We start from the raw sequence: 24,853 nt of genomic DNA, 5'->3' as shown, positions 1-24,853 counted from the left end.
TCCTCTTCGCGAGCAAGCTCGCTCCCACACGTGTTCGGCACAACCAGACTGCTTAGATTACAAGTCGCCGTAACCCAGCGAACGCAACGCGCGCTCGTCATCAGACCAGCCGCCTTTGACCTTGACCCACAGATTGAGCATGACCTTGGAATCGAACAACACTTCCATGTCACGGCGCGCATCCGAGCCGATACGCTTGATGCGCTCGCCCTTGTCGCCAATGATGATTTTCTTCTGCCCGTCGCGCTCGACCAGAATGAGCGCGTGAATATGCAGCGTCTTGCCCTGCTGCTTGAATTGCTCGATCTCGACGGTGATCTGGTACGGCAGCTCGGCGCCAAGCTGACGCATGATCTTCTCGCGCACCAGTTCCGCTGCGAGAAAACGGCTGCTGCGGTCGGTGATCTGATCTTCCGGGAAGAAGTGCTCATTCTCCGGCAACTGATCGGCAATGACCTTCTCCAGCGCTTCCAGGTTATGCCCCTGCTGCGCCGAGATCGGGATGATCTGGGCGTTCGGCAGTTGCTCCTGCAGCCAGGACAAATGCGGCATCAGCGCGCTCCTGTCTTCGATGCGATCGGTCTTGTTCAGCGCCACGATCAACGGGCCGGTCACGTACTGCACGCGCTCGAGAACCATCTGGTCCTCTTCGGTCCACTTGGTGCGGTCGACCACGAAAATCACCACGTCGACGTCTTTCAACGCTGCCGAGGCAGTCTTGTTCATGTAGCGGTTAAGCGCTTTGTCGCTGTTTTTGTGCATGCCGGGGGTATCGACATAGACCGCCTGCACGGCGCCTTCAGTCTTGATGCCAAGCATGTTGTGCCGGGTCGTCTGCGGCTTGCGCGACGTGATTGCCAGTTTCTGGCCGAGGATGTGGTTCAGCAGCGTCGACTTGCCCACGTTTGGCCGGCCAACAATGGCAACATAGCCACAGCGTGTTGCAGGTGAATCAGTCATTGCCATTCTCCACACCCAGGGCGATAAGGGCTGCGGCCGCTGCTACCTGTTCGGCAATGCGACGGCTTACGCCTTGTCCCCGGCTTTTTTCATTCAATAAAGAGATCTCGCATTCGACGAAGAAGATTCGGCAATGCGGCTCGCCCTGGATATCCACCACTTCATAGCGTGGCAGATCGCAGGCGCGTGACTGAAGGAATTCCTGCAGTCGTGTTTTCGGGTCTTTGTTGGTGTCGACCAGGGTCAGGGTTTCGAACTCGCTGGCCAGCCAGGCGAGCACGCGCTCCCTTGCCATGTCCATCCCGGCGTCGAGGTAGATCGCACCGATCAGGGCTTCCAGTGCGTCAGCCAGAATCGACTCACGGCGAAAGCCGCCGCTCTTCAACTCACCCGAGCCCAGGCGCAGGTATTCACCCAGATCGAAACCGCGGGCCAGAAGCGCAAGGGTCTCGCCTTTCACCAGACGGGCGCGCAGACGGGACAACTGACCTTCACGGGCCTGGGGGAAACGCTCGAACAGCGCTTCGCCGGCGACGAAGTTGAGAATGGCATCACCGAGGAATTCCAGACGCTCGTTGTTGCGTCCGGCAAAGCTGCGGTGGGTCAGCGCCAGGATCATCAGCTCCTGATCCTTGAAGGTATAGCCGAGCTGACGCTCCAGGCGACTCAATGAAACGCTCACGGTTTACCCACGCTGAATTCGTGGTCGAACTTGACCACCAGATCGATGTTCTGGATCAGTGACTCACGTTTTTCGTAGTTCAAATGAGCGAGGAACCTGTTGTTCTCCGTCGTCACAGTTAACGCCTTGTTCAAATCCAAATCCCGAATGTTATTAACCTGCATACCTTTGGCCACATAGGCGTAAAGGTCACCGGCGTTGGTGATGTCTGCCGTGCGGTCAGTGCCGGCACTTTCGATGATTTTCTTCATAGACAGGTAGTCCATGTAATGCGGCACGATCTTGGCGGCAGCGCTTCCGGCGAAGGCCAGAATCGCCAGCAACACCAGCCAGCCGATGAACGAGAGGCCTTTTTGCGGACCGGCAGACGTCATGATTGTTTTCAAGAGTAGCCCTTCCCTGTCACCTGCGAGATCGGCCACGCAACATGGCCCTGAATGACATACGGCGCTGCCAATGGCAGCGCCGCATCGGTTACTTGATCAGACCGACTCGCGAGAAGTTCGGAAAGTGGCTGAGCTTGGGTTCAGGCCAGCTCATCCAGACCGCGAAGGCCTTGCCGACGATATTCTTGTCGGGGACCATGCCCAGCTCGTCCTTGGGAATGTTGGGATCATCCCAGTAACGGCTGTCATTCGAATTGTCGCGGTTGTCGCCCATCATGAAGTAGTGCGCGGCCGGAACGGTCCATTCATGATCAGGCGGCGCACGGTAGCGGCTCATTTCCTGACGGATCTGGTGTTCCACTTCGCCCAGCTTCTCGTTGTAAAGCTCTGCGCTACCCAGCGTGCCCGGCTCCGAACCGATCAACTGCTTGTCCACCAACTGACCGTTGATGAACAACTGCTTGTCGTTGGTGTAGCGAATCACATCACCTGGCAAGCCGATTACCCGCTTGATGTAATTGACGTTGGGGTCGCTTGGGTAGCGGAACACCATCACGTCGCCACGCTGCGGGTCTCCGACCGGGATGACCTTGAGGTCGATCACCGGCAGGCGAATGCCGTACGAGAACTTGTTGACCAGGATGAAATCGCCCACGTCCAGCGTCGGCTTCATCGAGCCCGACGGGATCTGGAACGGCTCAAGCAGAAACGAGCGCAGGACCAGAACGATGAACAACACCGGAAAGAACGATTTGCCGTATTCGACCAGAAACGGCTCCTTGTTCAACCGCTCCACGACCGCGACATCAGGCTGGCTCACGCTGCCCTGATAGTTCGCTATCGCGTTACGGCGACGCGGCGCCAATATGACCAGATCGAACAGGGCCAGCAAACCGCAGACAAACACGGCGACGACCAGCAACAGCGGGAAATTTAGTGACATAGGGCCTGACTATTCCAACCTGAGCACTGCAAGGAAGGCTTCTTGTGGAATTTCCACGTTGCCGACCTGCTTCATGCGTTTTTTACCGGCCTTCTGCTTCTCGAGCAGCTTGCGCTTACGGCTGACGTCACCACCGTAACATTTGGCCAGTACGTTCTTTCTGAGCGCCTTGACGGTTGTACGCGCGATAATCTGACCGCCAATGGCGGCCTGGATTGCCACGTCGAACATCTGACGAGGAATCAGTTCTTTCATCTTTTCGGTCAACGCGCGGCCTTTGTAGGCGGCGTTGTCACGGTGCACGATCAGCGCCAGGGCGTCGACCTTGTCGCCGTTGATCATCACGTCCAGGCGAACCAGATTTGCCGACTGATAACGATCAAAATGGTAGTCCAGCGACGCATAACCGCGGCTGGTCGACTTCAGTCGGTCGAAGAAATCCAGCACCACTTCGTTCATCGGCAAATCGTAGGTCACTTGGACCTGCGTGCCGAGGAACAGCATGTCGTGCTGAATGCCACGCTTCTCGATACACAGCGTAATGACGTTGCCCAGGTGCTCTTGAGGCACAAGAATGTTCGCCCGCACGATCGGCTCGCGCATGTCCTCGATGGTGGACAGGTCTGGCAATTTCGACGGGTTGTCGACGTAAATGGTTTCACCGGTCTTCAGCAGAAGCTCGAAGATAACCGTCGGTGCGGTGGTGATCAGGTCCAGGTCGTACTCGCGCTCAAGGCGCTCCTGGATGATCTCCATGTGCAGCATGCCGAGGAAGCCGCAGCGGAAGCCGAAGCCCAGCGCGTCCGAGCTTTCCGGCAGATACTGCAGGGAAGAGTCATTCAGCGTCAGCTTTTGCAGCGCGTCGCGGAAGTCTTCGAAGTCATCAGAGCTGACCGGGAACAGACCGGCGTAGACCTGCGGCTGGATGCGCTTGAAACCGGGCAGCACCGGAACGTCCGGCGTAGTGCTCAGGGTCAGGGTGTCGCCCACTGGCGCGCCGTGAATGTCCTTGATGCCGGCGATAATGAAGCCCACTTCGCCCGCTTTCAGATCAGCGGTGGCGCTGTGCTTGGGGTTGAACACGCCCACGCTATCGACGAGGTGCATCTTGCCGGTCGACTTGACCAGAATCTTGTCGCCCTTCTTGACGCGGCCGTGACGCACACGCACCAGGGAAACAACGCCCAGGTAGTTGTCGAACCACGAATCGATGATCAGCGCTTGCAGGGGATCTTCGATGTTGCCGGTCGGTGCCGGGATGGTGTGAACCAGACGCTCCAGCACTTCGTCGACGCCCAGGCCGGTCTTGGCGCTACAGACCACGGCGTCGGTGGCATCAATGCCGATGATCTTTTCGATTTCTTCCTTGACCCGGTCCGGATCGGCCTGAGGCAGGTCAATTTTGTTCAGGACCGGCATGACTTCCAGGCCCTGTTCGATAGCGGTGTAGCAGTTGGCGACGGATTGGGCTTCTACGCCCTGACCGGCATCGACCACCAGCAACGCGCCCTCACATGCCGCCAGCGAGCGGCTGACTTCGTAGGTGAAGTCAACGTGCCCCGGGGTATCAATGAAGTTGAGCTGGTAGGTGATCCCGTCCTTCGCTTTGTAATAAAGCGTGACGCTGTGGGCTTTGATCGTAATCCCGCGCTCACGCTCCAAGTCCATGGAATCGAGGACCTGAGCTTCCATCTCGCGCTCGGTCAGGCCGCCGCACATCTGGATAAAACGGTCAGCCAGCGTCGACTTGCCATGGTCAATGTGGGCGATGATGGAGAAATTGCGGATATGACTCAAATCACTCACGGATCAACACTCGAAAAAGGTCGCAGGCAGACTGCCCGCCAAAAATAGCCGGGAATTGTACCTGAAGGAACGATCAGGCGTCACGTTCACGCGCAGCGCCTGCTCGCCATGCACCCTGGGGGCACAAAAAAAGGAGCGGTCTGACCGCTCCTTTTTGCTGTTCCCGACGGGTTATTCCGCCAGTTTGAACGTGATGAATGTCGCACGACCCTGACGCAGCACGCGCATGGAGACAGAGCGATTCTTCGGCAAGCCCTTGGCCACTTCAGTGAACTGCTTGGACGAAATGATCGCCTGGTTGTTCAGGTGAGTGATGACATCACCCGACTGCAGACCGATCAGCGACGCAGGACCGTCCTGGACTTCCTTGATGACGACGCCGCCCTTCAGGTCCAGCGACTTCATCTGTTCAGCGGTCAGATCGACCACGGAAACGCCCAGGCGGTTGCTGCTGCGCTCAACACCGGTGTCAGCCGCGCCCATCTCTTCGCCTTCGGCCGGCAGTGCACCCACAGTCACCGTGAGCTTCTGACGCTTGCCGTCGCGAATCACTTCCAGCTCGGCCTTGCTGCCGTCTTTCAGGTTGCCGATCAGGTGCGGCAAGTCTGCGGACATGACGATAGGCGTGCCATTGGCGCTCAGGATCACGTCGCCCACTTGCAGGCCACCCTTCGCTGCCGGACCGTCATCAAGCACTTGAGCCACCAGCGCACCGGCAGGCTTGTCCAGACCGAAGGACTCGGCCAAGTCTTTGTTCACTTCCTGGATGACGACGCCCAACCAGCCACGATTGACCTTGCCACTGGCCTTGAGCTGGTTGGCAACATCCATCGCCACGTCGATCGGGATGGCGAACGACAGGCCCATGAAGCCACCGGAACGGGTGAAGATCTGCGAGTTGATACCCACCACTTCGCCCGCCATGTTGAACAGCGGCCCACCCGAGTTACCCGGGTTGATCGCTACATCGGTCTGGATGAATGGCACGTAGGTATCATTCGGCAGACTGCGGCCCTTGGCGCTGACGATGCCTTTGGTCACCGAGTGATCGAAGCCGAACGGCGAGCCGATCGCCAGCACCCATTCCCCGACTTTCAGCTTGTCGGAATTACCCAGCTTGACGGTGGGAAGGTCCTTGCCGTCGATCTTCAGCACCGCGACGTCGGTACGAGGATCGGTGCCGATCAGCTTGGCCTTCATTTCGCTGCGATCTGAAAGACGCACGAGAATCTCATCGGCACCATCGATCACGTGATTGTTGGTCAGGATGAACCCGTCGGCGGAGATGATGAAGCCCGAGCCGAGTGACTGCGCCTCACGCTGACGATCCCCCTTGCCGCCCCCTGGCGCACGGGAGCCTGGCGGCGTGCTGCGCTCAAGGAATTCACGAAGCATCGGTGGCAGGCCTTCCAGATCAGGCATCTGACCCTGGGCAACCGCGCGGTCCGGCAGTTTTTGACGCGTACTGATGTTGACGACTGCAGGGGAAGCCTGCTCCACCAGAGAGGTGAAGTCCGGCAGGGCTTCGGCCTGAGCGGTGAAGACCTGTCCAAGCATCAGCACAGCGGCCATCCAGGCCAGGTAAGGTTTCAAGCGTGGTATCGACATATGGCTCCCGTTTACAACGAGCATGGTTAAGCGGTACGAGCCCGCAGGCTCGCGAAGCATCTGTGTGTCGCGGCTTCCCGTGACACCTGTGTCTGCTCCAGTTTCCTGGACCCTGAAACAACAAAGGCCACAGCTGCGAAGCTGTGACCTATAGAAAAAAATACACCCGATTGCAACCGACAAAGCGCACTAAACATTTCAGCAGTACCAGTGAAGCCCATATTTAAAGGCTTGTGAACGTGAAACGACCGAATGAAACCTTTTTCATAGTGGCCATCACCGGCGTGCAGAATCAGTTCTTACTCGTGGTCGCAGCATCGTCGCGCATCGACAACGCAATGCGCTCGGCGGTCCCGATGGGGATCTCGCCCACCACGGTCACCATCGCATCACCCTTGGGTGTGGTTACGCGACGGGAGACGGCAACGGTTGGCCCTAACTGAGTTCGGATGTCCGTGACCGCGGCGCCAGTGACGGGCTCGACGAACACCGAAAAACGGGCGAGGCCATCGTCATACATCAGGCTCGTCACCAGACTTTTCGAGTCCGGATCCTTGCGTGCGGCAGCGCTGCTCAGGTCAAAACCGGGAGGCAACCAGTCCGAGCGCCATGCAACATTCTGCTTTGGCGCATCTGCTTTGGACCTGGCCACTTCAACCGGCTTGCAGTCAGCACTTGGCGACAGCATCTGATCAGTCAGCGACTGCGAGGTGTTGAGGTCGGTGAACTGGAAGCGCTCGAGCAATTGGCCCTTGTCACTGAGCAACAACGACTTCAATGGCAGACCGGTTTCACTGTCGAGGTGCAGTTCGATGCCGTAGCGGTGCTGATCACGGGGGGTAAGCGTCACCACATTGGCCACACGTCCGGCAACACGCGAGGTGCCTGCTGACTTGATGTCATACCAGGATGACAACCTGGCAGCATCAAAAGCTCGGGCCGGAGAATCGGGAACGCTGGACACACCCTCTTCGAGGGTACCGCTCACGCACTGGGTAACCCCGTCGACGCGCAGTACTTCCTGAGGAGAGCCATCCAGTTGAAGTAGATGCTCGCGAACCTTGCCGTCGGCGACGCGCTGCCAGATTCGGTGAGTAGAGAAGCTTCCGTTACGCTCGTAAACGAATGTGCCGGTGTAGCTTTGCCGTTGCTCGGCCTGCGCAAGACGTTTCAGCTGGTCTTGCGCGTCATCGGCATGAGCTGGAAGGACCAGCCATCCACCCAGCAGAAGCGGCAGTAGAGGGATGGCGCGCATGATCCTCCTTAACGGTTTTCCAGGCTTGCAGCACGAGCGTATGGCAGAGCGCCTTCAGCGCCTTTCATGGCAGCTTGCTGAGCATGCTGACGCAGGTAACCTGGCAGACGTTGGTCATGCCAACCGGCCTGGTTCTGCAGCACACCGCTGGCCATCGGACCCGGGGACTGCTCGCCCTCGGTGTAGCCTGCGAGCACCGCCGGGCCTTTGGCCTGCGGCATTGCGACGTTGGCCGGCTGAGATTGCTGAGCCAGTTGCGCCCCGGCAATTTCGTCCTGGTTGTACAAGCGGACACCAGCCAGAACGGCAACAGTCACCGAGGCGGCTACCGCCAGGCGACCCAGCGTACGCCAAGGGCCGCGACCGGCCTTCAACGGGCTGACTTCATCAGCGATTCCGGCAGCAACGGCAGCCGAAATATCCAGATAAGGCAGCAACAGTTCTTTATGCATTGCTGCACGGGCAATCTGATAACGGGACCAGGTGGCTCGTGTGTCTGCATCTTCAATGGCGCTAAGCACCCGACGCAGTTCCAATTCGTCCGCTTCGTTATCCATCACCGCGGACAGCGATTCCTGCAGGGCTTCACGACTCATGGCGGTTCCTCTCTTGTGGCTATCGCCGCTGTCTCAGGTTTCCTGCAACAGAGGTTGCAAGGCTTTGTCGATGGCTTCCCGAGCGCGAAAAATGCGAGAGCGCACGGTACCAACCGGACATTGCATGACACTGGCAATGTCTTCGTAACTCAGACCGTCGAACTCACGCAACGTTAAAGCTGTACGTAAATCTTCTGGCAGTAGCTGGATGGTTCGATGGACGGTGCCTTCGATCTCATCCCGCAGCAATGCCCGTTCTGGCGACTCGATGTCCTTGAGGCCGTGGTCGCCATCGTAGAACTCCGCGTCTTCCGATCTGACATCGCTATCCGGCGGACGCCGACCTCGCGACACCAGATAGTTCTTCGCCGTGTTAATGGCGATACGGTACAGCCACGTATAAAACGCACTGTCACCGCGGAAGTTACCAAGTGCGCGATAGGCTTTGATAAAAGCCTCTTGCGCAACATCCTGGGCTTCGTGGGTGTCGTGAACAAATCTCACGATCAACCCAAGAATCTTGTGCTGATATTTCACCACTAGCAGATCAAACGCTCGCTTGTCGCCGCGCTGTACGCGTTCAACCAGCTGCTGATCTTCTTCCTGGGTTAGCATGAACACTCCTCATAAAGCTTAAAGGAGCATCGCATCGGCTCTTTCGCAGGCTTGCAAACATAGACTCGGGCTTTAAGCAAAAGTTCTCCCCCCTTCAAGCAAGTTTCCGGCGGGCGTCTGCTGCCCGCACAGAAAACGCCGCTCGAACCAGGTCGGCTGCGTAAATAATCTTGTCGTCAAAAACGTTCGTACTGGCTGGAAACTGCCACTGCGCAACGTCGACGCTGTTCCTTTATGGGCAACCCACTATTGAACGTGCGGGTTCGTGAAAAGTTCCCATCGTTCATTATTGGCCGTAAGACACATCCCCCGTCAGTTGTAGGACTCAATCCATATGAAGCTGTGGGAAAGATCGCATCCATCAAACGGGGTGCGGGAGATTGCGAGGTGGCGCACACTTCGCTCCCACCGTGATTCACCGTTGCCATAAAGCGCGGACATTGTGCCGTTCCACACTTGCTTATACTAGTGGCCATTTAGACGCCGGTACCTGAGATGAGTCAGCATTTCCAGCACGACGTATTGGTAATAGGCTCCGGCGCAGCCGGTTTGAGTCTTGCCCTGACATTGCCCGGGCATTTGCGCGTGGCGGTCCTCAGCAAAGGCGATCTGGCGAACGGCTCGACGTTCTGGGCTCAGGGCGGCGTTGCGGCAGTGCTGGATGACGCCGACACCATACAGTCACACGTGGAAGACACCCTCAACGCGGGCGGCGGCCTGTGCCATGAGGACGCAGTCCGGTTTACCGTCGAGCACAGCCGCGAGGCCATTCAATGGCTGATCGACCTTGGCGTGCCCTTTACCCGCGATGACCCCTCGACCGTCGTGGACGGCGGCTTCGAGTTTCACCTCACCCGCGAAGGGGGTCACAGCCATCGCCGGATTATTCATGCCGCCGACGCTACCGGCGCGGCGATCTTCCGCACATTGCTGGCGCAGGCCAGCGCACGCCCCAATATCGAATTGCTGGAACAGCGCGTGGCAGTCGATCTCATCACCGAGTCCCGGCTGGGCCTGCAAGGGCAGCGTTGCCTGGGCGCCTACGTGCTGGATCGTTCGACGGGAGAGGTCGACACCCACAGCGCGCGTTTCACCATTCTGGCGTCCGGCGGCGCGGCGAAAGTCTACCTCTACACCAGCAACCCAGACGGCGCTTGCGGCGACGGCATCGCGATGGCCTGGCGCGCAGGCTGCCGCGTGGGCAATCTGGAGTTCAACCAGTTCCACCCCACCTGCCTGTACCACCCCTTGGCCAAGAGCTTTCTGATTACCGAAGCCCTGCGCGGCGAAGGCGCTTACCTGAAGCTGCCCGATGGCGAACGCTTCATGCAGCGTTTTGACCCAAGGGCCGAATTGGCTCCCCGCGACATCGTTGCCCGGGCGATTGACCACGAGATGAAACGCCTGGGCGCCGACTGCGTGTTTCTGGACATCAGTCACCAGTCCGAAGACTTCATCAAGAGCCACTTCCCGACCGTGTACGAGCGTTGCCTCACGTTCGGTATCGACATCACCCGTCAACCGATTCCGGTGGTGCCGGCGGCGCACTACACCTGTGGCGGCGTTATGGTTGACCAACAGGGCCGCACCGATGTGCCTGGACTGTATGCGATCGGCGAGACCAGCTTCACCGGCCTGCACGGCGCCAACCGCATGGCCAGCAACTCGCTGCTGGAGTGCTTCGTGTACGCCCGCTCGGCTGCGGCAGACATCGTGACTCAGCTTGAGCACGTCCCCCAGCCGCAAAACCTGCCGGCATGGGATTCGAGCCAGGTGACCGATTCCGACGAAGACGTGATCATCGCCCACAACTGGGATGAGCTGCGTCGGTTCATGTGGGACTACGTGGGCATCGTGCGCACCAACAAGCGTCTGCAGCGCGCTCAGCATCGGGTGCGGCTGTTGCTGGACGAGATCGACGAGTTCTACAGCAACTACAAGGTCAGTCGCGATCTGATCGAGCTGCGCAACCTGGCCCAAGTGGCAGAGCTGATGATTGCTTCAGCGATGGCGCGCAAAGAAAGCCGCGGTCTGCACTACACGCTGGATTACCCCGACATGCTGCCCGAAGCGCTGGACACTATTCTGGTGCCGCCCACCTTCGCCGGCTGAACTTCAGGCGCAAACGCAGGCGTCGGTGACTGTCCGGGGCCATGGCGTCTGCCGGGATGCACAGGCTTCGCACCCACATGCGGCTCAGCCAATGGCCCGTCATCCGCCTGAAACGCAGCACAACCAGGTGCGGCAGCGCCAGGCTGTCGGGGCGCAGCTGCACCGGTTGCCAGCCGCCCTCCTCGCTCCACAACGCCCAGCCGCTGCCGTCACGGCGCACCCCCGTAGATGACTGAGGCCGGTCCAGCAGAATGAACGTCCGGAGACTGCGTGCTGCGTGCAAGGCGCACAGCAAGACGCCGATGGCTTTTGCCCACAAGGGAATTGAAAGGAAAACGGTCGACGCCAGCGCAAGGATTTGCGTGACGAGGTACGCCGTCAGCAGCGCCCGGGAAGGCTGCCAACGGCATTCGAAGCGATCACTTCGGCTGGACACGGTCCAGGATCATCCGAACCATGCGTTGCAGCTCCGGATCTTCGGATTCCGCGCGCTGCATGAACCAGCCGAACATGTCCTGATCTTCACAGGTCAGCAGGCGCACGTAGAGGTCGCGATCGACCTGATTGAGCGTCGGGTAGACTTCTTTGACGAACGGCACCAGCAATACGTCCAGCTCGAGCATGCCGCGACGGCTGTGCCAAAAGAGGCGATTGAGTTCAACATCTTCGACCATGGAGGGCTCCTCGAATTTGCCGGCGAGTATACAGGCGCATCGTCCCGGGGCGTACTTGCAGTTAGTCGCAGCTTTTTGCGTATACCCATTAACGACACGCGGCACTATGATGGTGCCCCAGACTTCTACCCTGCGATGACTCATGGCCGTTCCAGCATTTTTCTGCCCCCTGTCCCATGAAGGTGTGCTCGCCGTTCGCGGCGTGGATGCCGGCAAATTCCTGCAAGGCCAACTGACTTGCAACATCGACTACCTAAGCGAAGGCAAAGCCACCCTCGGTGCGCGCTGCACGCAAAAAGGCCGCATGCAGTCGAGCTTCCGCATCCTGCTCGAAGGTGATGGCGTGCTGCTGGCGATGTCCAGCGAGCTGATCGAAGCGCAATTGCTGGACCTGAAGAAATACGCGGTTTTCTCCAAATCCAAACTGACCGACGAAAGCGTGTCCTGGGTGCGATTCGGCTTGCAGGATGGCGACGGGGCACTGGTCAGCCTTGGCCTCGACCTTGCGCAGGAGACCGACTCGGTGGTCCGCGCCAATGACCTCATCGCCATTCGCGTCTCCCCTGCCCGTGCCGAATTGTGGGTACGTGCCGAGCAGGCCGAGGACGTGCGCAGCCGGCTGATCTCCCACGTGCCGCAAGCGCCGCTCAACGACTGGTTGCTGGGGCAGATTCGCGCCGGCATCGGCCAGGTGGTCGGGCAGACTCGCGAAGAATTCATTCCGCAGATGATCAACCTGCAAGCCGTGGGCGGTGTGAGTTTCAAGAAAGGTTGCTACACCGGCCAGGAAATCGTGGCGCGCATGCAGTACCTCGGCAAGCTGAAACGCCGGCTGTACCGCCTGACCATGGGCAGCACAGAACTGCCTGAACCGGGCGCTGCACTGTTTTCGCCGGTTCACTCAAGCGCAGTAGGCAACGTTGTGATCGCGGCCCGGTCTGATGTCGGGATCGAGGTGCTGGCGGTCTTGCAGGCGGATGCGGCGGAAGATGGCCGGATCCATCTGGGTGCGGCAGATGGCGAGGCCCTGCAAATGAGCGAATTGCCATACACCCTCGACGCGAAGCTCGAAACACAGCGTTGAACCCGGTTGAGGCATGTGCAAGACGTCGGCGTAGTTGCCAGCGCCGTCCCCTCGTGTGGACGGCCGTTGGCCGGAATGCAATGTCCAGAGATCCAATATGAGTAGCATGGCTGACGAAGTGCAGAGGGATCTGATCAAGGCGATCGACAAGGATGCTCTGTTTCTGCCAACTCTCCCCGAAGTTGCACTGAAAATCCGCCTCGCGGCGGAAGACTCGGAAATCTCCATTGCTGCACTGAGCAAGGTCATCGGCAGCGACACCGCGCTTTCCGCACGGCTGATCAAAGTCGTCAACAGCCCCCTGCTGCGGCCCAATTTCGAAGTCAGCGACGTGCTGACGGCGGTCCGACGGCTGGGCGTTAACTACAGCTGTAACCTGGCCATCGGGCTGGTGGTGGAGCAGATGTTTCACGCCAAATCCGACGTCATCGAAACCAAGATGCGCGACATCTGGAAACTCAGCATGCAGGTGGCCGGGGTGTGTAATGTCCTCAGTTACCGCAGTGCGCGCCTCAAGGCTGACAAGGCCACGCTGGCCGGGCTCATCCACCTTATTGGTGTGTTGCCGATCCTGACGTACGCCGAGGACAACTACGAGTTGCTCGCCGACCCGATCAGCCTCAATCACGTCATCGAACGCATCCATCCGATCATTGGCGAGCGGCTGCTGCGCTCATGGGATTTCCCGGACGGCCTGGCGATCGTGCCCCGGGAATTCCAGAATTTCAGCCGTGTCTCGGGTCAGGCTGACTACGTGGATCTGGTCCAGGTCGCGACGATTCACATTCACGAAATGAACGGCACGCCGTACTCGAATCTGCAGTTTCAGGCCGTTCCCGCCGTGGCGCGGTTGGGCCTGAACATGGCCGATGGCGGGCTGATCAACGAGATGAACCAGGCAATGACGCTGTTGTACTGATCCTGTTGACCTAACCGGTCAAACCAGCCCCACCAGCCCCGACTCCGGCACCATAAAGCTCATCCTCACTTTCAAGCCCCGCTGTGCGCCGTCATGCAAGGTGATACGCGCCAGGTGTGCCCTGCAGATCTCCCCCACGATCGCCAATCCCAGACCGGAGCCCTTGCTCTGCTGATTACGCCGGTAGAAGCGCTCGAACACTCGCTCGCGCTCGTGGGCGGGGATGCCGGGGCCGTCGTCCTCGACTTCAAGCACACACGGCGCATGAACACGCAAAATCACGTTGCCGCCCGCCGGGGTATGAGCCAGGGCGTTATCCACCAGGTTGCTCAGCAGTTCGTTGAGCAACGTGGGTTCGCCGCGCATCCACACCGGCTCGTCGGCTTCCAGCGCCAATGCCACACCCCGTGCATGGGCCAGCGGCGCCATGGCCATGCCCAGCTCCCGGGCCAGCTGACTGAGGTCGAGCAATTGTGCGCCGCCCTCCGCAATGGCCCGCGCGCCATTTTCGATGCGTGCCAGCGACAGCAACTGGTTGGCCAGGTGGGTCAGTTTGTCGGTGCCGGAGGCGGCGCTCTCCAGCGTGTTACGCCACGCCGCAGGCTCCTGATCACGCAGCCCCAGCTCCAGCCGCGCCTTTAATGCAGCCAGCGGCGTGCGTAATTCATGGGCGGCGTCGGCGATGAATTGCGCCTGACGCTCGAACTGCATGCGCAGCCGTTCGGTAAAATGATTGAGGGAGCTGACCAGCGGACGCAGCTCGTGCTGCACTTCGACCAGCGGCAACGAGCGCAAATCGTCAGGCTGGCGTTCTTCCACCGCCGTGCGCAAGCGGTCCAGGGGTCGCAACGCGGCGCTGACCGTGAACCAGACCAGCAGCAGAGCGCCGCTGCCGAGCATGCCCAGACGCAGCAGGGTATCGGCCATCAGGGCCTGGGCCATGTCGACCCGCGCCTCTTCGGTTTCCGCCACGCGAATCTCGGCCATGCCGTTCATGTTCGGCTCGCTCACGGCCTTGAGCAGGCTCACCACTCGCACATCCTGCCCCTGATAACGCGCGCTGTAGAACTTGGCGAGCGCCGGATAGGCGTCGGTGCGCGGCGTGCCTTGGGGCGGCGCGGGAATATTTTCGTAGCCCGAAATGAGCTTCTGATTGATGTCGTTGACCTGGTAGTAGATGCGCCCCGCGCTGTCGTAGGCGAAGGTGTCCAGGGCCACATACGGTACGTCGGCGCTGAGGGTGCCGTCGCGTTCCGACAACCCGGCAGCGATGGTCCGCGCCGAAGCCAGCAAGGTGCGATCGTAAGCAGTGTCTGCCGCTTCGCGTCCGTTCCAGTAGGCGCTCATGCCGCTGGCGATCATCAGCACCACCAGCAGCAGACCGAGGTTCCACAGCAAGCGCCAGCGCAGGCTGTTTTCCGCTGAAGGGAACGGATTAAGCATCCCGGCTTTCCAGCAGATAACCCAGACCCCGAAACGTGACGATCGCAATCGGGTGCCCGTCGAGCTTCTTGCGCAGACGGTGCACGTAGATTTCGATGGCGTCGGCGCTGGCCTCTTCGTCCAGGCCGAATACCTGGGCCGCCAGTTGCTCCTTGCTCATCACCCGACCGGGCCGGGCGATGAGCGATTCAAGCACCGATTGCTCGCGGGAGGTCAGCGTGAGGAGTTCTTCGCCCAAGGTGAAGCGGCGGGTGTCGAGGTCGTAGACCAGCTCCCCGCAGCGTTGCTGGCGTTCGCCACCCAGTACGCTACGGCGCAACAACGCCTTGACCCGCGCTTCCAGCTCGGACAGCTCGAAGGGTTTGGCCAGGTAGTCGTCGGCGCCGAGGTTGAGGCCGTGGACCCTGTCCTTGACGTCGCTGCGGGCCGTCAGCATCAGCACGGGCGTGTTCTTGCCCCGCGCCCGCAGACGCGCCAGCACTTCGAAGCCGTCCATGCGCGGCAGGCCGACGTCGAGCACCACCGCGGCATATTCTTCGCTGCTCAGGGCCAGATCAGCTGCGACGCCGTCGTGCAGAACGTCAACGGTCATGCCGCTGCTCTTGAGGGCCAGCGCGACACTTTCAGCCAGTTGCAGATGATCTTCGACGAGCAGGACACGCATCGACTTCTCCAGAGTGGGCATTTTATGGGCCGAGTTTACAGGGGCGCCGTCGTCTGTGAAGGTCCGGCGCGCGGGAACAGCCACCTCCTGCGCTTGAGGCGGATCAGTTGAAAGCTTCCTGAAAGGTAGTTGAAAGGTTCACGAAAGCTTCGCTGATTAGGATCCCGTTACGACTTGTCACGATTGCGTCCCGCGCGACGCTGCTGATGCCAGGGCCGTGACGAAAAACGCCTTGATGCGTTTTCAACAATAAAAACAATATCGGAGTTATCAGTGATGCCCTCACTGCCATCATCGGCCCTCGTGCCGTCAGAATCCCGTTGTGTTTACTGTTCACCTCGCAGCCCTGTTGCGCGGTGTTTCGTCACGTCCGCATTGCGTCGGCCCACTCCTTCTCAAGGTTGTGGGACGACTGCCTGACAAACGTACGACCGCCTGCCCCCATTAAAACAACAACTCCTCTGGAGACGGACCATGAACCTATCGTTGCGCCAAATCAGCGTTGCCGCCAGCTGCATGCTGATGGCCACCCAATTGTGGGCCGCCGAGCCCAATCGTCCTGAATGCATCGCGCCGGCTTCCCCCGGCGGTGGCTTCGACCTGACGTGCAAACTGGCGCAGAGCGCGCTGATCAACGAGAAAATCCTCTCCAAACCGATGCGCGTCACCTACATGCCAGGCGGCGTCGGCGCCGTGGCGTACAACGCGGTGGTCGCCCAGCGCCCTGCCGACGCCGGCACGCTGGTGGCCTGGTCCAGCGGCTCGCTGCTGAACCTGGCGCAGGGCAAATTCGGCCGTTACGATGAAAACGCCGTGCGCTGGCTGGCCGCCGTCGGCACCAGCTACGGCGCGATCGCAGTCAAGGCTGATTCGCCTTACAAGAACCTCGACGATCTGGTTAAAGCGCTGAAAGCCGACCCGGGCAAAGTCGTCATCGGCTCAGGCGGCACCGTGGGCAGCCAGGACTGGATGCAGACCGCGCTGATCGCCAAGGCGGCCGGCATCAACCCGCGGGAGCTGCGTTATGTCGCCCTCGAAGGCGGCGGTGAAATCGCCACTGCCCTGCTCGGCGGCCACATTCAAGTGGGCTCCACCGACATTTCCGACTCCATGCCGCACATTCTCAGCGGCGACATGCGCCTGCTGGCAGTGTTCTCTGAAGAGCGTCTGGACGAGCCGGAAATGAAGAACATTCCGACCGCCAAGGAACAGGGCTACGACATCGTCTGGCCGGTGGTGCGCGGCTTCTATCTGGGGCCAAAGGTGTCGGACGAGGAATACAACTGGTGGAAAGCGGCATTCGACAAGCTGCTGGCCTCGGAAGACTTCGCCAAGCTGCGCGATCAGCGTGAGCTGTTCCCGTTCGCCATGACCGGTGAAGAGCTGGACAAGTACGTGAAAACCCGCGTCGCCGAGTACAAAACGCTGGCCAAGGAATTCGGCCTGATTCAGTGACTGAACCCATCGAAGCGTACTCGATTGACTGAGGATTGCGCCGCCTGCGCGGTGGCGTGATCCGGGAGCTTTCCATGGTTATACAACGCATTTTCGCCGTCGTGCTGCTGCTGGTCTGTATCGGCCTCGCCATGATGGCATGGCCTTATCAGGCGCCGTTTTCCTACGAACCCGTTGGCCCCCGCGCCTTCCCGCTGCTGATGCTGGCGCTGATGGGCATATCGCTGCTGTACATGGCGATCCGTCCGACACCGATCGTGCACTCCGAGGAAGAACCGGCGCTGGACCGTCCCACACTCATCAAGATCGGCATCTGCACTGTGCTGCTGCTGGTGTTCGCCGGGCTGTTCGAGCCGTTGGGTTTTGTGCTGAGCAGCATTCTGATCGGCATCCCCATGGCGCGCCTGTACGGTGGCCGCTGGCTGCCAAGCGTCGTGATCATCACCTTCATGAGCATCGCGTTATACGTGCTGTTCGACAAAGTGATGGATGTGCCCCTGCCCCTCGGCCTGCTCGACGTTCTGGAGAACTGATATGGACACTCTCGGCTATCTCGGCCAGGGCTTCGGCGTCGCGCTGACCCCTTACAACCTGATCACCGCCCTTTCCGGCACGCTGATCGGCACCGTCGTCGGCCTGCTGCCCGGCCTGGGTCCGATCAATGGCGTGGCGCTGTTGATCCCGATCGCATTCGCGTTGGGCCTGCCGCCGGAATCGGCGTTAATCCTGCTGGCAGCGGTGTACCTGGGCTGCGAATACGGCGGCCGCATCAGCTCCATTCTGCTGAACATTCCGGGCGAAGCATCGACCGTGATGACCGCGCTGGACGGCTACCCGATGGCACGTCAGGGCATGGCCGGCGTGGCGTTGTCGCTGTCGGCATGGAGTTCGTTCATCGGCGCGTTCATCGCCACCTGCGGCATGGTCATGTTCGCGCCGCTGCTGGCGAAATGGGCAATTGCCTTCGGGCCGGCGGAGTACTTCGTGCTGATGGTGTTCGCCATCGTCTGCCTGGGCGGCATGGCCGGCGATCGACCGCTGAAAACCTTTGTCGCGGCGTTGATCGGGCTGTTTCTGTCGAGCATCGGTATCGACGCCAACAGCGGCGTGTACCGCTTCACCGGTGACAACATCCATCTGGCGGACGGCATTCAATTCGTCGTGCTGGTGCTGGGCCTGTTCTCGATCAGCGAAATCCTGTTGTTGCTGGAGAAAACCCATCGCGGCCAGGAAGCGGTGAAAGCCACCGGGCGCATGATGTTCAACTTCAAGGAAGCCGGTTCGGTGTTCTGGGTGAACATCCGTTGCGGTCTGATGGGCTTCATCATGGGCGTGCTGCCGGGTGCCGGGGCAACGCTGGCCAGCGCCGTGACCTACATGTCCGAGAAACGTATCGCCGGCGCGAGCGGTAAATTCGGACAGGGCGACATGCGCGGTCTGGCGGCGCCGGAAACCGCCATTGGCGCAACGGCGTGCGGCGCGCTGGTGCCGATGCTGACGCTGGGCGTTCCGGGTTCGGGCACCACGGCAGTGATGATCGGCGCCCTGTCGCTGTACAACATCACGCCGGGGCCACTGCTGTTTCAACAGCAACCGGACATCGTCTGGGGCCTGATCGCGTCGTTGTTCGTCGCCAACATCATGCTGGTGATCCTCAACATCCCGATGATCCGCATCTTCACCCGCATCCTGTCGGTGCCGAACTGGGCACTGGTGCCAGTGATAGCGATCATCACCGGGATCGGCGTCTACGCGGTGCATGCCACCACCTTCGACTTGTTCCTGATGGTCGGCATCGGCATCTTCGGCTACATCCTGCGCAAGCTGGATTTCCCGCTGTCGCCGATTCTGCTGGGGTTCATCCTCGGCGGGCTGATGGAGCAAAACCTGCGTCGCGCGCTGTCGATTTCCAACGGCGGCCTGGAGATTCTGTGGTCGAGCCCGATCACCCTGGGCATGTGGGTAGTGACGGCGTTCATGCTGGTGTTCCCGCTGATCCGCATCTGGCGCAAGCGCTCCAGGCAGCGTCGCGCGCTGGCCGATGTCTGACCGGCCATTCAGCACGTGGTGGGGCACACCGCTGGTCGGCCTGCTGGGGGGATTTCTCGCCAGTCAGGTCGGCTGGCCACTGCCCTGGATGGTCGGCTCGTTACTGGCGATCATTCTGGTCCGCTGCCTCACGCCCTGGCAGCTGGCTGAAATTCCCGGCGGCCGCAAATGCGGCCAATGGGTGGTCGGGATCGGCATCGGCCTGCACTTCACCCCCGTGGTCATCGAACAAGTCCTTTCCCATTTCGGCCTGATTTTCATCGGCGCGCTGGTCACCAGCGTCTCCAGCGTGGTGGGCGTGTGGCTGATGCTGCGCACCGGCGAGGACCGCGCGACGGCGTTCTTTTCCAGCATGCCCGGCGGCTCGGGCGAAATGGTCAACCTTGGCGCACGCAACGGCGCGATTCTCAGCAACGTCGCCGCCGGGCAAAGCCTGCGGGTGCTGGCGGTGGTGCTGTGCGTGCCGGCGATCTTCAAATATCTGATGGGCGACGGCGGCGCGCCGTCCCACGCGACGGAAGTGGACTGGCGGTGGCTGATGCTGCTGTTTCCGCTGGGCGCGCTGGTGGCCTGGGGCTGGCAGCGGTTGAAACAGCCCAATCCGTGGCTGTTTGGGCCTTTACTGATCAGTGCGGTGATCAGCGTCAGTTTCGATTTGCACATTGGCCTGCCTCAGGGCGGCAGTCAGCTGGGGCAATGGCTGATCGGCAGCGGGCTGGGCTGCCACTTCAACCGCGCGTTCTTCCGTCGCGCGCCGTCATTCATCGGCCGCACGTTGCTGGGGACGGCGCTGACGATGAGCATCGCGGCGTTGTGCGCACTGGGGCTGAGCGCGTTGACCCATCTGGACTTGCGCTCGTTGACGCTGGGGATGATGCCCGGCGGGATTGCCGAAATGAGCCTGACGGCGGAGGTGCTGCAACTGTCGGTGCCGCTGGTGACGGCGATGCAGGTGATGCGGTTGTTGTTCGTGTTGTTTCTGGCCGAGCCGTTGTTTCGGTATTGGGATCGCAAGGCCTGCGCAGGCAAAAAATTGTAGGAGCGTGGCTTGTCCCGCGATCTGGCGCGCAGCGGCAGCACACCAGCCATCGATTTCTTCCCTGATCCACCCCATGCACCCATTCCACGACCGGTTCCCGGCCGATCGCGGGACAAGCCACGCTCCTACATCGGGATCTGCGGCCGGCGCAGATGTTGGGCGCGCTCCTAGAAAATTCGCGGCGGACGAAGCATTTGCGTCAGACGCTGGCTGGCAATCGCCATTCGATCGGCGCCAGGCCGTTCTGCTCCAGAAACTTGTTTGCCAGACCAAAATGCCCGCAGCCCAGAAACCCTTTGTACGCCGACAGCGGCGACGGGTGAACAGCGGTCAGGATTAGGTGTTTGGATGCATCGATCAGTTTTTTCTTGCTCTGCGCATGGGCGCCCCACAGCAGGAACACCAGGTGCGGCTGCTGGGCGCTGACGGTTTCGATGATCTTGTCGGTGAAATGCTGCCAGCCTTTGCCTGCATGGGAGGCGGCGTTGGCGCGTTCGACGGTGAGCGTGGTGTTGAGCATCAAAACGCCCTGCTCGGCCCACGACTGCAAATAGCCGTGGTTGGGGATGTCGATGTTCAGGTCACGCTTGAGCTCTTTGTAGATGTTGACCAGCGAAGGCGGCGCCGGCACGCCGGGCTGCACCGAGAAGCACAGGCCGTGGGCCTGATTGGGGCCGTGATAAGGGTCCTGACCGAGGATGACCACCTTCACGTTATCCAGCGGCGTCGAGTTCAGCGCATTAAAGATCAATGGTCCCGGCGGATAGATTTCCTTGCCCGCCGCATGCTCCTGACGCAGAAATTCGCGCAGCTCGCCCATGTAAGGCTTCTCGAATTCGTCGCGCAGGGCCTGCTTCCAGCTGGCCTCCAGTTTGATGCGGTCGTCGTTTGTCATGGTGTAATCCGGCAGAAACAATGCGCAACTTTAGGGACTGTGGCTGATTATTTCCAGCGCAGCGCACCGTGGGCTTTCCTACACTCGTTCACAGCCGCCGGTTTGCAACTTCCGGGCGTCGAGAGGACTCACAATCCTTGAGAGATCCCCGTACCACTGATAAGAGGTCACGATGAATCTGCAATTTGAAGAGCTCACCGCCACGGACGGTGCCCGCCTGGGCATCGCCACGCTGGATGCGGAAAAATCCCTGAATGCCCTGTCGCTGCCGATGATTCTTGCGCTGCAGGACCGACTGAACGACTGGGCGAGCGACCCGCAAATTGTCTGCGTGTTGCTGCGCGGCAATGGCGAAAAAGCCTTCTGCGCCGGCGGTGACGTGCGCGCGCTGGTCGAGGCCGGGAGCGGTCAGCCTGGTACGGTTCCGCCGCTGGCTGCGCAGTTTTTCGCGGCGGAGTATCGACTGGATTACACGCTGCACACCTACCCCAAACCGCTGATCTGCTGGGGCCACGGTTATGTATTGGGCGGCGGGATGGGCCTGCTGCAAGGGGCGAACATTCGTGTCGTCACACCAAGCAGCCGGCTGGCGATGCCCGAGATCAGCATCGGCCTGTTTCCTGACGTCGGCGCCAGTTGGTTCCTGTCGCGACTGCCGGGGAAACTGGGGCTGTTCCTTGGATTGACCGGGGCGCACATCAACGGCCGTGACGCGTTGGATCTAGGGCTCGCCGATCGCTTTCTGCTGGACGATCAGCAGGAGGAGATGATCGACCGGCTGTTGCAGCTCAATTGGCAGGAGCAGACGAAGGTGCAACTGACCAGCCTGTTCAGGGCCCTGCAGCTGGAGGCCGTGGATCAGATGCCTGCCGCGCAATGGCTGCCTCGTCGCGAGCGCATTGATGAGCTGCTGGATATGGCCGACGCGCCGAGCGCCTGGCATGCGTTGAAACACCATTTGAATGGCGATGACCTTTTACTGGCCAAGGCGGCGAAGACCCTGACGGATGGCTGCCCGATGACGGCGCACCTTGTGTGGGAGCAGATCGAACGGGCGCGGCATCTGTCGTTGGCCGAGGTGTTTCAGATGGAATACACCATGGCCCTGAATTGCTGCCGACATCCCGAGTTCGCCGAGGGGGTGCGCGCGCGGCTGATCGACAAGGATCAAACGCCCCACTGGCACTGGCAGGACATTTCTACCATTCCTCTGGCGGTGGTGGACGCGCACTTCGAAAAAGCCTGGGAAGGCCGACACCCGCTGGCGGATTTGTCGGAGTATTGAGGCGTTGGTTCATGCCTGCATGGAGGGTGTTCTAACGGGCCTCTTCCCGGCTGAAGCCGGTCCTACTACTGGAATGCGTACCCCCTGTATATTAAAAGGGGTCTGATTTATTTGATTCTCAGAAGACGGGGACAGATTAATTTACGGTGAAGCGTTGTAAATAAATCAGTCCCCTTTAACACCCTTTAACAGGACTGGCTTTACCCGGGGAACCGTCAGATGGTACACCTCAACCGTGAGATTCATCCCATAAAAAACGGCGCTCCTCGGAGCGCCGTTTTGTTGTGACTCAGCGGTTGCCGCCGCCCGGTCCGCCGTGGCCGCCACGGCCGAAGCCGCCGTCTCCTCGGTGGCCGCCTCCCCCGGGGCCAAAGCCGGGACGCGGGCCGCCGCCACCACCGCCGCCGCCAGGATTGCCATGCCAACCGCCGCCTGGGCCGGGGCCATTGCCGCCGCCGGGTCTCGGACCTGGGGGCGGTGGACGATAGCCGTTGCCGCCACCGTTATAGCCACCCCCGCCATGGTACCCACCCCCTCCACCGTTCCAATTGCCACCGCCATAACCGGGACGCCCCCCGTATCCGGGACGACCACCTCCGTATCCAGGCCCGTAATAACGGGGTGGAGGCGCGTAATAGCGCGGTGGCGGTGCATAGTAGCGGGGCGCCGAGTAGTAACGGGGCGAGGAGTAATAGACCGCCCCGCCGGAATACACCGGAGCGACCGGGCGATAACTGTCGTACACGTAACCGCTGCTGTAGCCACTGCTATAGATGGGCTGCGTGTAGCTCTCTGATTCGTAATAACCTCCGTAACAACCTGCAAGGGACAGCGTCATCAAAGCGGTAAGCAATCGTCGATACATGGCGGCCTCCCGGACCGCGGTAGAGCTCGAACCAGCGGCGCTGGTCGGCGTTCCCGAAACTGCCGAGAACGTTAACTGAGACTGCGGATTGCGGACCTAGTGCCCCAACGCGGCACCCAGGCGCCAGACGGCGCCCTGCATCAGTGCACGTCTCGCCCGCCCTGAAACGACCTGCGCCTGCCCGACTCAGGCGCCACAAGGGTTTGCGGGACTTGGCACAACTCTCGCTTTAATGATCGGGTGCAGGAGTCATCTCAGGTTCACGGCACCACAATTTGCAATAGCCGACTAGGGTTCCGGCTCGCCTTTCAGCGAGTGGCTGGTCCGAGAGTTGGCGACCTCCAGTAGAGGTTACACGGCGGGATAAAAGCCCGGGAGACAGGACACCAGTGGTGTCGCCGTGCTCCTGACCGTCCCTTTTCGCTACTGGAGACACCCATGCAAAAGTCCCGTCTGTTCAGTCTGCTCACCGCAGGCGTCTTCGCAGCATTGAGCCTCTCGGCCACCGCCGCCCCGAAAAAAGATTTCGACGTCTGCTGGACCATTTACGCCGGCTGGATGCCATGGGAATACGCAGGGACTCAAGGCATCGTCGACAAGTGGGCCAAGAAGTACGGCATCCACATCAAAGTCACCCAGCTCAACGACTACGTCGAATCCATCAACCAGTACACCGCCGGCCAGTTCGATGGCTGCACCATGACCAACATGGACGCCCTCACCATCCCTGCCGCCGGTGGCGTTGAAAGCACGGCGCTGGTGGTCAGCGACTTCTCCAACGGCAACGACGGCATCGTCATCAAGGGCGACGGCAAGAAAGTCACCGACCTCAAGGGCATGGACGTCAATCTGGTCGAGCTGTCGGTGTCCCACTATCTGCTTGCCCGCGCGCTGGATTCGGTGGACCTGACCGAGAAAGACCTGAAAGTCGTCAACACCTCTGACGCCGACATCGCCGCCGCTTTCAACACCAGCGAGGTCAAGGCCGTCACCACCTGGGACCCGATGCTCTCGGAGATCAAGGCCAAGCCCGGCGTCACCGAAGTGTTCGACTCCAGCAAGATCCCCGGCGAGATCATGGACATGATGGTGGTCAACACCCAGACCCTGAAAGACAACCCGGCACTGGGCAAAGCCCTGACCGGCGCGTGGTTTGAAGTGGTGGCGCTGATGAACGCCAAATCCGCTGAATCGAAAGCCGCGCTGGAGCACATGGCCCAAGCGTCGGGCACCGATCTGGCCGGGTTCCAGTCGCAACTGGACACCACCAAGCTGTTCGCCACGCCCAAGGAAGCGCTTGAATTCGCCACCAGTAAGCAACTGCCGGCGACCATGCGCAGGGTCGCTGACTTCTCCTTCGAACACGGTTTGCTTGGCGAAGGCGCCAAAGACGCCAGCGCGGTCGGCATGACCTTCGCAGGCGGCGTGACCGAAGGCGACAAGGCCAACCTCAAGCTGCACTTCGACCCGAGCTACGTGCAGATGGCTGCCGACGGCACGTTGTAAAAACCAAGGGTC

23 protein-coding genes and 1 riboswitch are annotated in these 24,853 nt (G+C 60.5%); of the genes, 9 read left to right on the top strand and 14 right to left on the bottom strand.

Translation table 11 applies throughout. The annotated features are described in order from the left end of the window. Positions 1-57: 57 nt before the first annotated feature. The 9 genes from era to rpoE all read right to left on the bottom strand — a co-directional run bounded on the left by era (position 58) and on the right by rpoE (position 8,851). Entirely contained in the window at positions 58-960 is a 903-nt protein-coding gene (gene era, locus SLW74_RS07880; protein ID WP_410928547.1) for a GTPase Era, read from the bottom strand. After that, entirely contained in the window at positions 953-1,642 is a 690-nt protein-coding gene (gene rnc / locus SLW74_RS07875; RefSeq protein WP_065992454.1) for a ribonuclease III, read from the bottom strand. Before rnc ends, era begins: the two co-directional genes overlap by 8 nt. Next, a complete protein-coding gene (locus SLW74_RS07870; RefSeq protein WP_192135293.1) occupies positions 1,639-2,016 on the bottom strand; it encodes a DUF4845 domain-containing protein in 378 nt (125 codons plus the stop codon). The genes rnc and SLW74_RS07870 overlap by 4 nt, the downstream gene beginning before the upstream one ends. Positions 2,017-2,116: 100 nt before the next feature. Then, entirely contained in the window at positions 2,117-2,971 is an 855-nt protein-coding gene (gene lepB, locus SLW74_RS07865) for a signal peptidase I (protein ID WP_410928546.1), read from the bottom strand. Between the two features lie 9 nt (positions 2,972-2,980). Further along, positions 2,981-4,777: a translation elongation factor 4 gene (gene lepA / locus SLW74_RS07860; RefSeq protein WP_065992448.1), complete on the bottom strand. Its 1,797-nt coding sequence runs from the start codon at positions 4,775-4,777 to the stop codon at positions 2,981-2,983. 171 nt (positions 4,778-4,948) lie between these two features. Beyond that, entirely contained in the window at positions 4,949-6,385 is a 1,437-nt protein-coding gene (locus tag SLW74_RS07855) for a DegQ family serine endoprotease (RefSeq protein ID WP_410928545.1), read from the bottom strand. 292 nt (positions 6,386-6,677) lie between these two features. Further along, positions 6,678-7,640, bottom strand: coding sequence for a MucB/RseB C-terminal domain-containing protein (locus SLW74_RS07850; RefSeq protein WP_065992444.1), 963 nt, complete (start codon positions 7,638-7,640; stop codon positions 6,678-6,680). A gap of 8 nt (positions 7,641-7,648) precedes the next feature. Beyond that, on the bottom strand, positions 7,649-8,236 hold the full coding sequence (locus tag SLW74_RS07845) for a sigma-E factor negative regulatory protein (protein WP_410928544.1): 588 nt from the start codon (positions 8,234-8,236) through the stop codon (positions 7,649-7,651). Between the two features lie 33 nt (positions 8,237-8,269). Continuing rightward, entirely contained in the window at positions 8,270-8,851 is a 582-nt protein-coding gene (gene rpoE / locus SLW74_RS07840) for an RNA polymerase sigma factor RpoE (protein ID WP_037014368.1), read from the bottom strand. A 495-nt stretch (positions 8,852-9,346) separates the two neighbouring features. Between rpoE and nadB the strand changes: the two genes are divergently transcribed. Beyond that, complete coding sequence (gene nadB / locus SLW74_RS07835; protein WP_410928543.1) at positions 9,347-10,963, top strand: L-aspartate oxidase; 1,617 nt, start codon at positions 9,347-9,349, stop codon at positions 10,961-10,963. Here the strand turns inward: nadB and SLW74_RS07830 are convergent. Together SLW74_RS07830 and SLW74_RS07825 are read right to left on the bottom strand one after the other, a co-directional pair. Next, positions 10,932-11,399, bottom strand: coding sequence for a protein YgfX (locus tag SLW74_RS07830; RefSeq protein ID WP_410928542.1), 468 nt, complete (start codon positions 11,397-11,399; stop codon positions 10,932-10,934). The genes nadB and SLW74_RS07830 overlap by 32 nt on opposite strands. Next, a complete protein-coding gene (locus SLW74_RS07825) occupies positions 11,383-11,637 on the bottom strand; it encodes a succinate dehydrogenase assembly factor 2 (protein WP_065992433.1) in 255 nt (84 codons plus the stop codon). Before SLW74_RS07825 ends, SLW74_RS07830 begins: the two co-directional genes overlap by 17 nt. A 142-nt stretch (positions 11,638-11,779) precedes the next feature. On the opposite strand from SLW74_RS07825, the gene SLW74_RS07820 reads away from it, so the two are divergent. Continuing rightward, positions 11,780-12,721 carry a YgfZ/GcvT domain-containing protein gene (locus tag SLW74_RS07820; RefSeq protein ID WP_065992432.1) on the top strand — a complete coding sequence of 314 codons (942 nt, stop codon included), beginning with the start codon at positions 11,780-11,782 and terminating at the stop codon, positions 12,719-12,721. Between the two features lie 97 nt (positions 12,722-12,818). After that, positions 12,819-13,640, top strand: a complete 822-nt coding sequence (locus SLW74_RS07815) for an HDOD domain-containing protein (RefSeq protein WP_065992430.1) — start codon at positions 12,819-12,821, stop codon at positions 13,638-13,640. Between the two features lie 18 nt (positions 13,641-13,658). Here the strand turns inward: SLW74_RS07815 and SLW74_RS07810 are convergent, their stop codons facing one another. Both SLW74_RS07810 and SLW74_RS07805 read right to left on the bottom strand, forming a co-directional pair. Further along, positions 13,659-15,083, bottom strand: a complete 1,425-nt coding sequence (locus SLW74_RS07810; protein ID WP_410928541.1) for a sensor histidine kinase — start codon at positions 15,081-15,083, stop codon at positions 13,659-13,661. After that, positions 15,076-15,747 carry a response regulator gene (locus tag SLW74_RS07805; RefSeq protein WP_065992426.1) on the bottom strand — a complete coding sequence of 224 codons (672 nt, stop codon included), beginning with the start codon at positions 15,745-15,747 and terminating at the stop codon, positions 15,076-15,078. The genes SLW74_RS07810 and SLW74_RS07805 overlap by 8 nt, the downstream gene beginning before the upstream one ends. Before the next feature lie 474 nt (positions 15,748-16,221). Between SLW74_RS07805 and SLW74_RS07800 the strand changes: the two genes are divergently transcribed. The 4 genes from SLW74_RS07800 to SLW74_RS07785 all read left to right on the top strand — a co-directional run bounded on the left by SLW74_RS07800 (position 16,222) and on the right by SLW74_RS07785 (position 20,290). Further along, positions 16,222-17,202 (top strand): Bug family tripartite tricarboxylate transporter substrate binding protein, encoded by a 981-nt coding sequence (locus SLW74_RS07800; protein WP_065992422.1) that lies wholly within the window; start codon positions 16,222-16,224, stop codon positions 17,200-17,202. Positions 17,203-17,276: 74 nt separating this feature from the next. Further along, positions 17,277-17,735: a tripartite tricarboxylate transporter TctB family protein gene (locus SLW74_RS07795; RefSeq protein ID WP_410928540.1), complete on the top strand. Its 459-nt coding sequence runs from the start codon at positions 17,277-17,279 to the stop codon at positions 17,733-17,735. A 1-nt stretch (position 17,736) separates the two neighbouring features. After that, on the top strand, positions 17,737-19,251 hold the full coding sequence (locus SLW74_RS07790; RefSeq protein WP_410928539.1) for a tripartite tricarboxylate transporter permease: 1,515 nt from the start codon (positions 17,737-17,739) through the stop codon (positions 19,249-19,251). Further along, positions 19,244-20,290 carry an AbrB family transcriptional regulator gene (locus SLW74_RS07785; protein WP_410928538.1) on the top strand — a complete coding sequence of 349 codons (1,047 nt, stop codon included), beginning with the start codon at positions 19,244-19,246 and terminating at the stop codon, positions 20,288-20,290. The genes SLW74_RS07790 and SLW74_RS07785 overlap by 8 nt, the downstream gene beginning before the upstream one ends. A 199-nt stretch (positions 20,291-20,489) precedes the next feature. Here the strand turns inward: SLW74_RS07785 and ung are convergent, their stop codons facing one another. Beyond that, entirely contained in the window at positions 20,490-21,185 is a 696-nt protein-coding gene (gene ung, locus SLW74_RS07780; protein WP_108122315.1) for a uracil-DNA glycosylase, read from the bottom strand. A 172-nt stretch (positions 21,186-21,357) separates the two neighbouring features. Here ung and SLW74_RS07775 point away from each other — a divergent pair, with 172 nt between their 5' ends. Both SLW74_RS07775 and SLW74_RS07770 read left to right on the top strand, forming a co-directional pair. Further along, entirely contained in the window at positions 21,358-22,470 is a 1,113-nt protein-coding gene (locus tag SLW74_RS07775) for an enoyl-CoA hydratase/isomerase family protein (RefSeq protein WP_410928537.1), read from the top strand. A 1,142-nt stretch (positions 22,471-23,612) separates the two neighbouring features. Next, a riboswitch (guanidine-I (ykkC/yxkD leader) is annotated at positions 23,613-23,715 on the top strand. A gap of 58 nt (positions 23,716-23,773) precedes the next feature. Next, positions 23,774-24,841, top strand: coding sequence for a putative urea ABC transporter substrate-binding protein (locus SLW74_RS07770; RefSeq protein WP_410928536.1), 1,068 nt, complete (start codon positions 23,774-23,776; stop codon positions 24,839-24,841). Positions 24,842-24,853: the final 12 nt, after the last annotated feature.

Origin of the sequence: Pseudomonas sp. W5-36 (assembly GCF_046540455.1) — a bacterium.
GTDB lineage: Bacteria > Pseudomonadota > Gammaproteobacteria > Pseudomonadales > Pseudomonadaceae > Aquipseudomonas > Aquipseudomonas graminis_B.
This window is presented reverse-complemented; position numbering and strand designations above follow the sequence as displayed.

Coding starts and splice junctions, on each gene's coding strand:
- era (WP_410928547.1), bottom strand. CDS start 960: ATGACTGATTCACCTGCAACACGCTGTGGCTATGTTGCCATTGTTGGC.
- SLW74_RS07870 (WP_192135293.1), bottom strand. CDS start 2,016: ATGACGTCTGCCGGTCCGCAAAAAGGCCTCTCGTTCATCGGCTGGCTG.
- lepB (WP_410928546.1), bottom strand. CDS start 2,971: ATGTCACTAAATTTCCCGCTGTTGCTGGTCGTCGCCGTGTTTGTCTGC.
- SLW74_RS07855 (WP_410928545.1), bottom strand. CDS start 6,385: ATGTCGATACCACGCTTGAAACCTTACCTGGCCTGGATGGCCGCTGTG.
- SLW74_RS07850 (WP_065992444.1), bottom strand. CDS start 7,640: ATGCGCGCCATCCCTCTACTGCCGCTTCTGCTGGGTGGATGGCTGGTC.
- SLW74_RS07845 (WP_410928544.1), bottom strand. CDS start 8,236: ATGAGTCGTGAAGCCCTGCAGGAATCGCTGTCCGCGGTGATGGATAAC.
- rpoE (WP_037014368.1), bottom strand. CDS start 8,851: ATGCTAACCCAGGAAGAAGATCAGCAGCTGGTTGAACGCGTACAGCGC.
- nadB (WP_410928543.1), top strand. CDS start 9,347: ATGAGTCAGCATTTCCAGCACGACGTATTGGTAATAGGCTCCGGCGCA.
- SLW74_RS07825 (WP_065992433.1), bottom strand. CDS start 11,637: ATGGTCGAAGATGTTGAACTCAATCGCCTCTTTTGGCACAGCCGTCGC.
- SLW74_RS07820 (WP_065992432.1), top strand. CDS start 11,780: ATGGCCGTTCCAGCATTTTTCTGCCCCCTGTCCCATGAAGGTGTGCTC.
- SLW74_RS07815 (WP_065992430.1), top strand. CDS start 12,819: ATGAGTAGCATGGCTGACGAAGTGCAGAGGGATCTGATCAAGGCGATC.
- SLW74_RS07810 (WP_410928541.1), bottom strand. CDS start 15,083: ATGCTTAATCCGTTCCCTTCAGCGGAAAACAGCCTGCGCTGGCGCTTG.
- SLW74_RS07805 (WP_065992426.1), bottom strand. CDS start 15,747: ATGCGTGTCCTGCTCGTCGAAGATCATCTGCAACTGGCTGAAAGTGTC.
- SLW74_RS07800 (WP_065992422.1), top strand. CDS start 16,222: ATGAACCTATCGTTGCGCCAAATCAGCGTTGCCGCCAGCTGCATGCTG.
- SLW74_RS07795 (WP_410928540.1), top strand. CDS start 17,277: ATGGTTATACAACGCATTTTCGCCGTCGTGCTGCTGCTGGTCTGTATC.
- SLW74_RS07790 (WP_410928539.1), top strand. CDS start 17,737: ATGGACACTCTCGGCTATCTCGGCCAGGGCTTCGGCGTCGCGCTGACC.
- SLW74_RS07785 (WP_410928538.1), top strand. CDS start 19,244: ATGTCTGACCGGCCATTCAGCACGTGGTGGGGCACACCGCTGGTCGGC.
- ung (WP_108122315.1), bottom strand. CDS start 21,185: ATGACAAACGACGACCGCATCAAACTGGAGGCCAGCTGGAAGCAGGCC.
- SLW74_RS07775 (WP_410928537.1), top strand. CDS start 21,358: ATGAATCTGCAATTTGAAGAGCTCACCGCCACGGACGGTGCCCGCCTG.
- SLW74_RS07770 (WP_410928536.1), top strand. CDS start 23,774: ATGCAAAAGTCCCGTCTGTTCAGTCTGCTCACCGCAGGCGTCTTCGCA.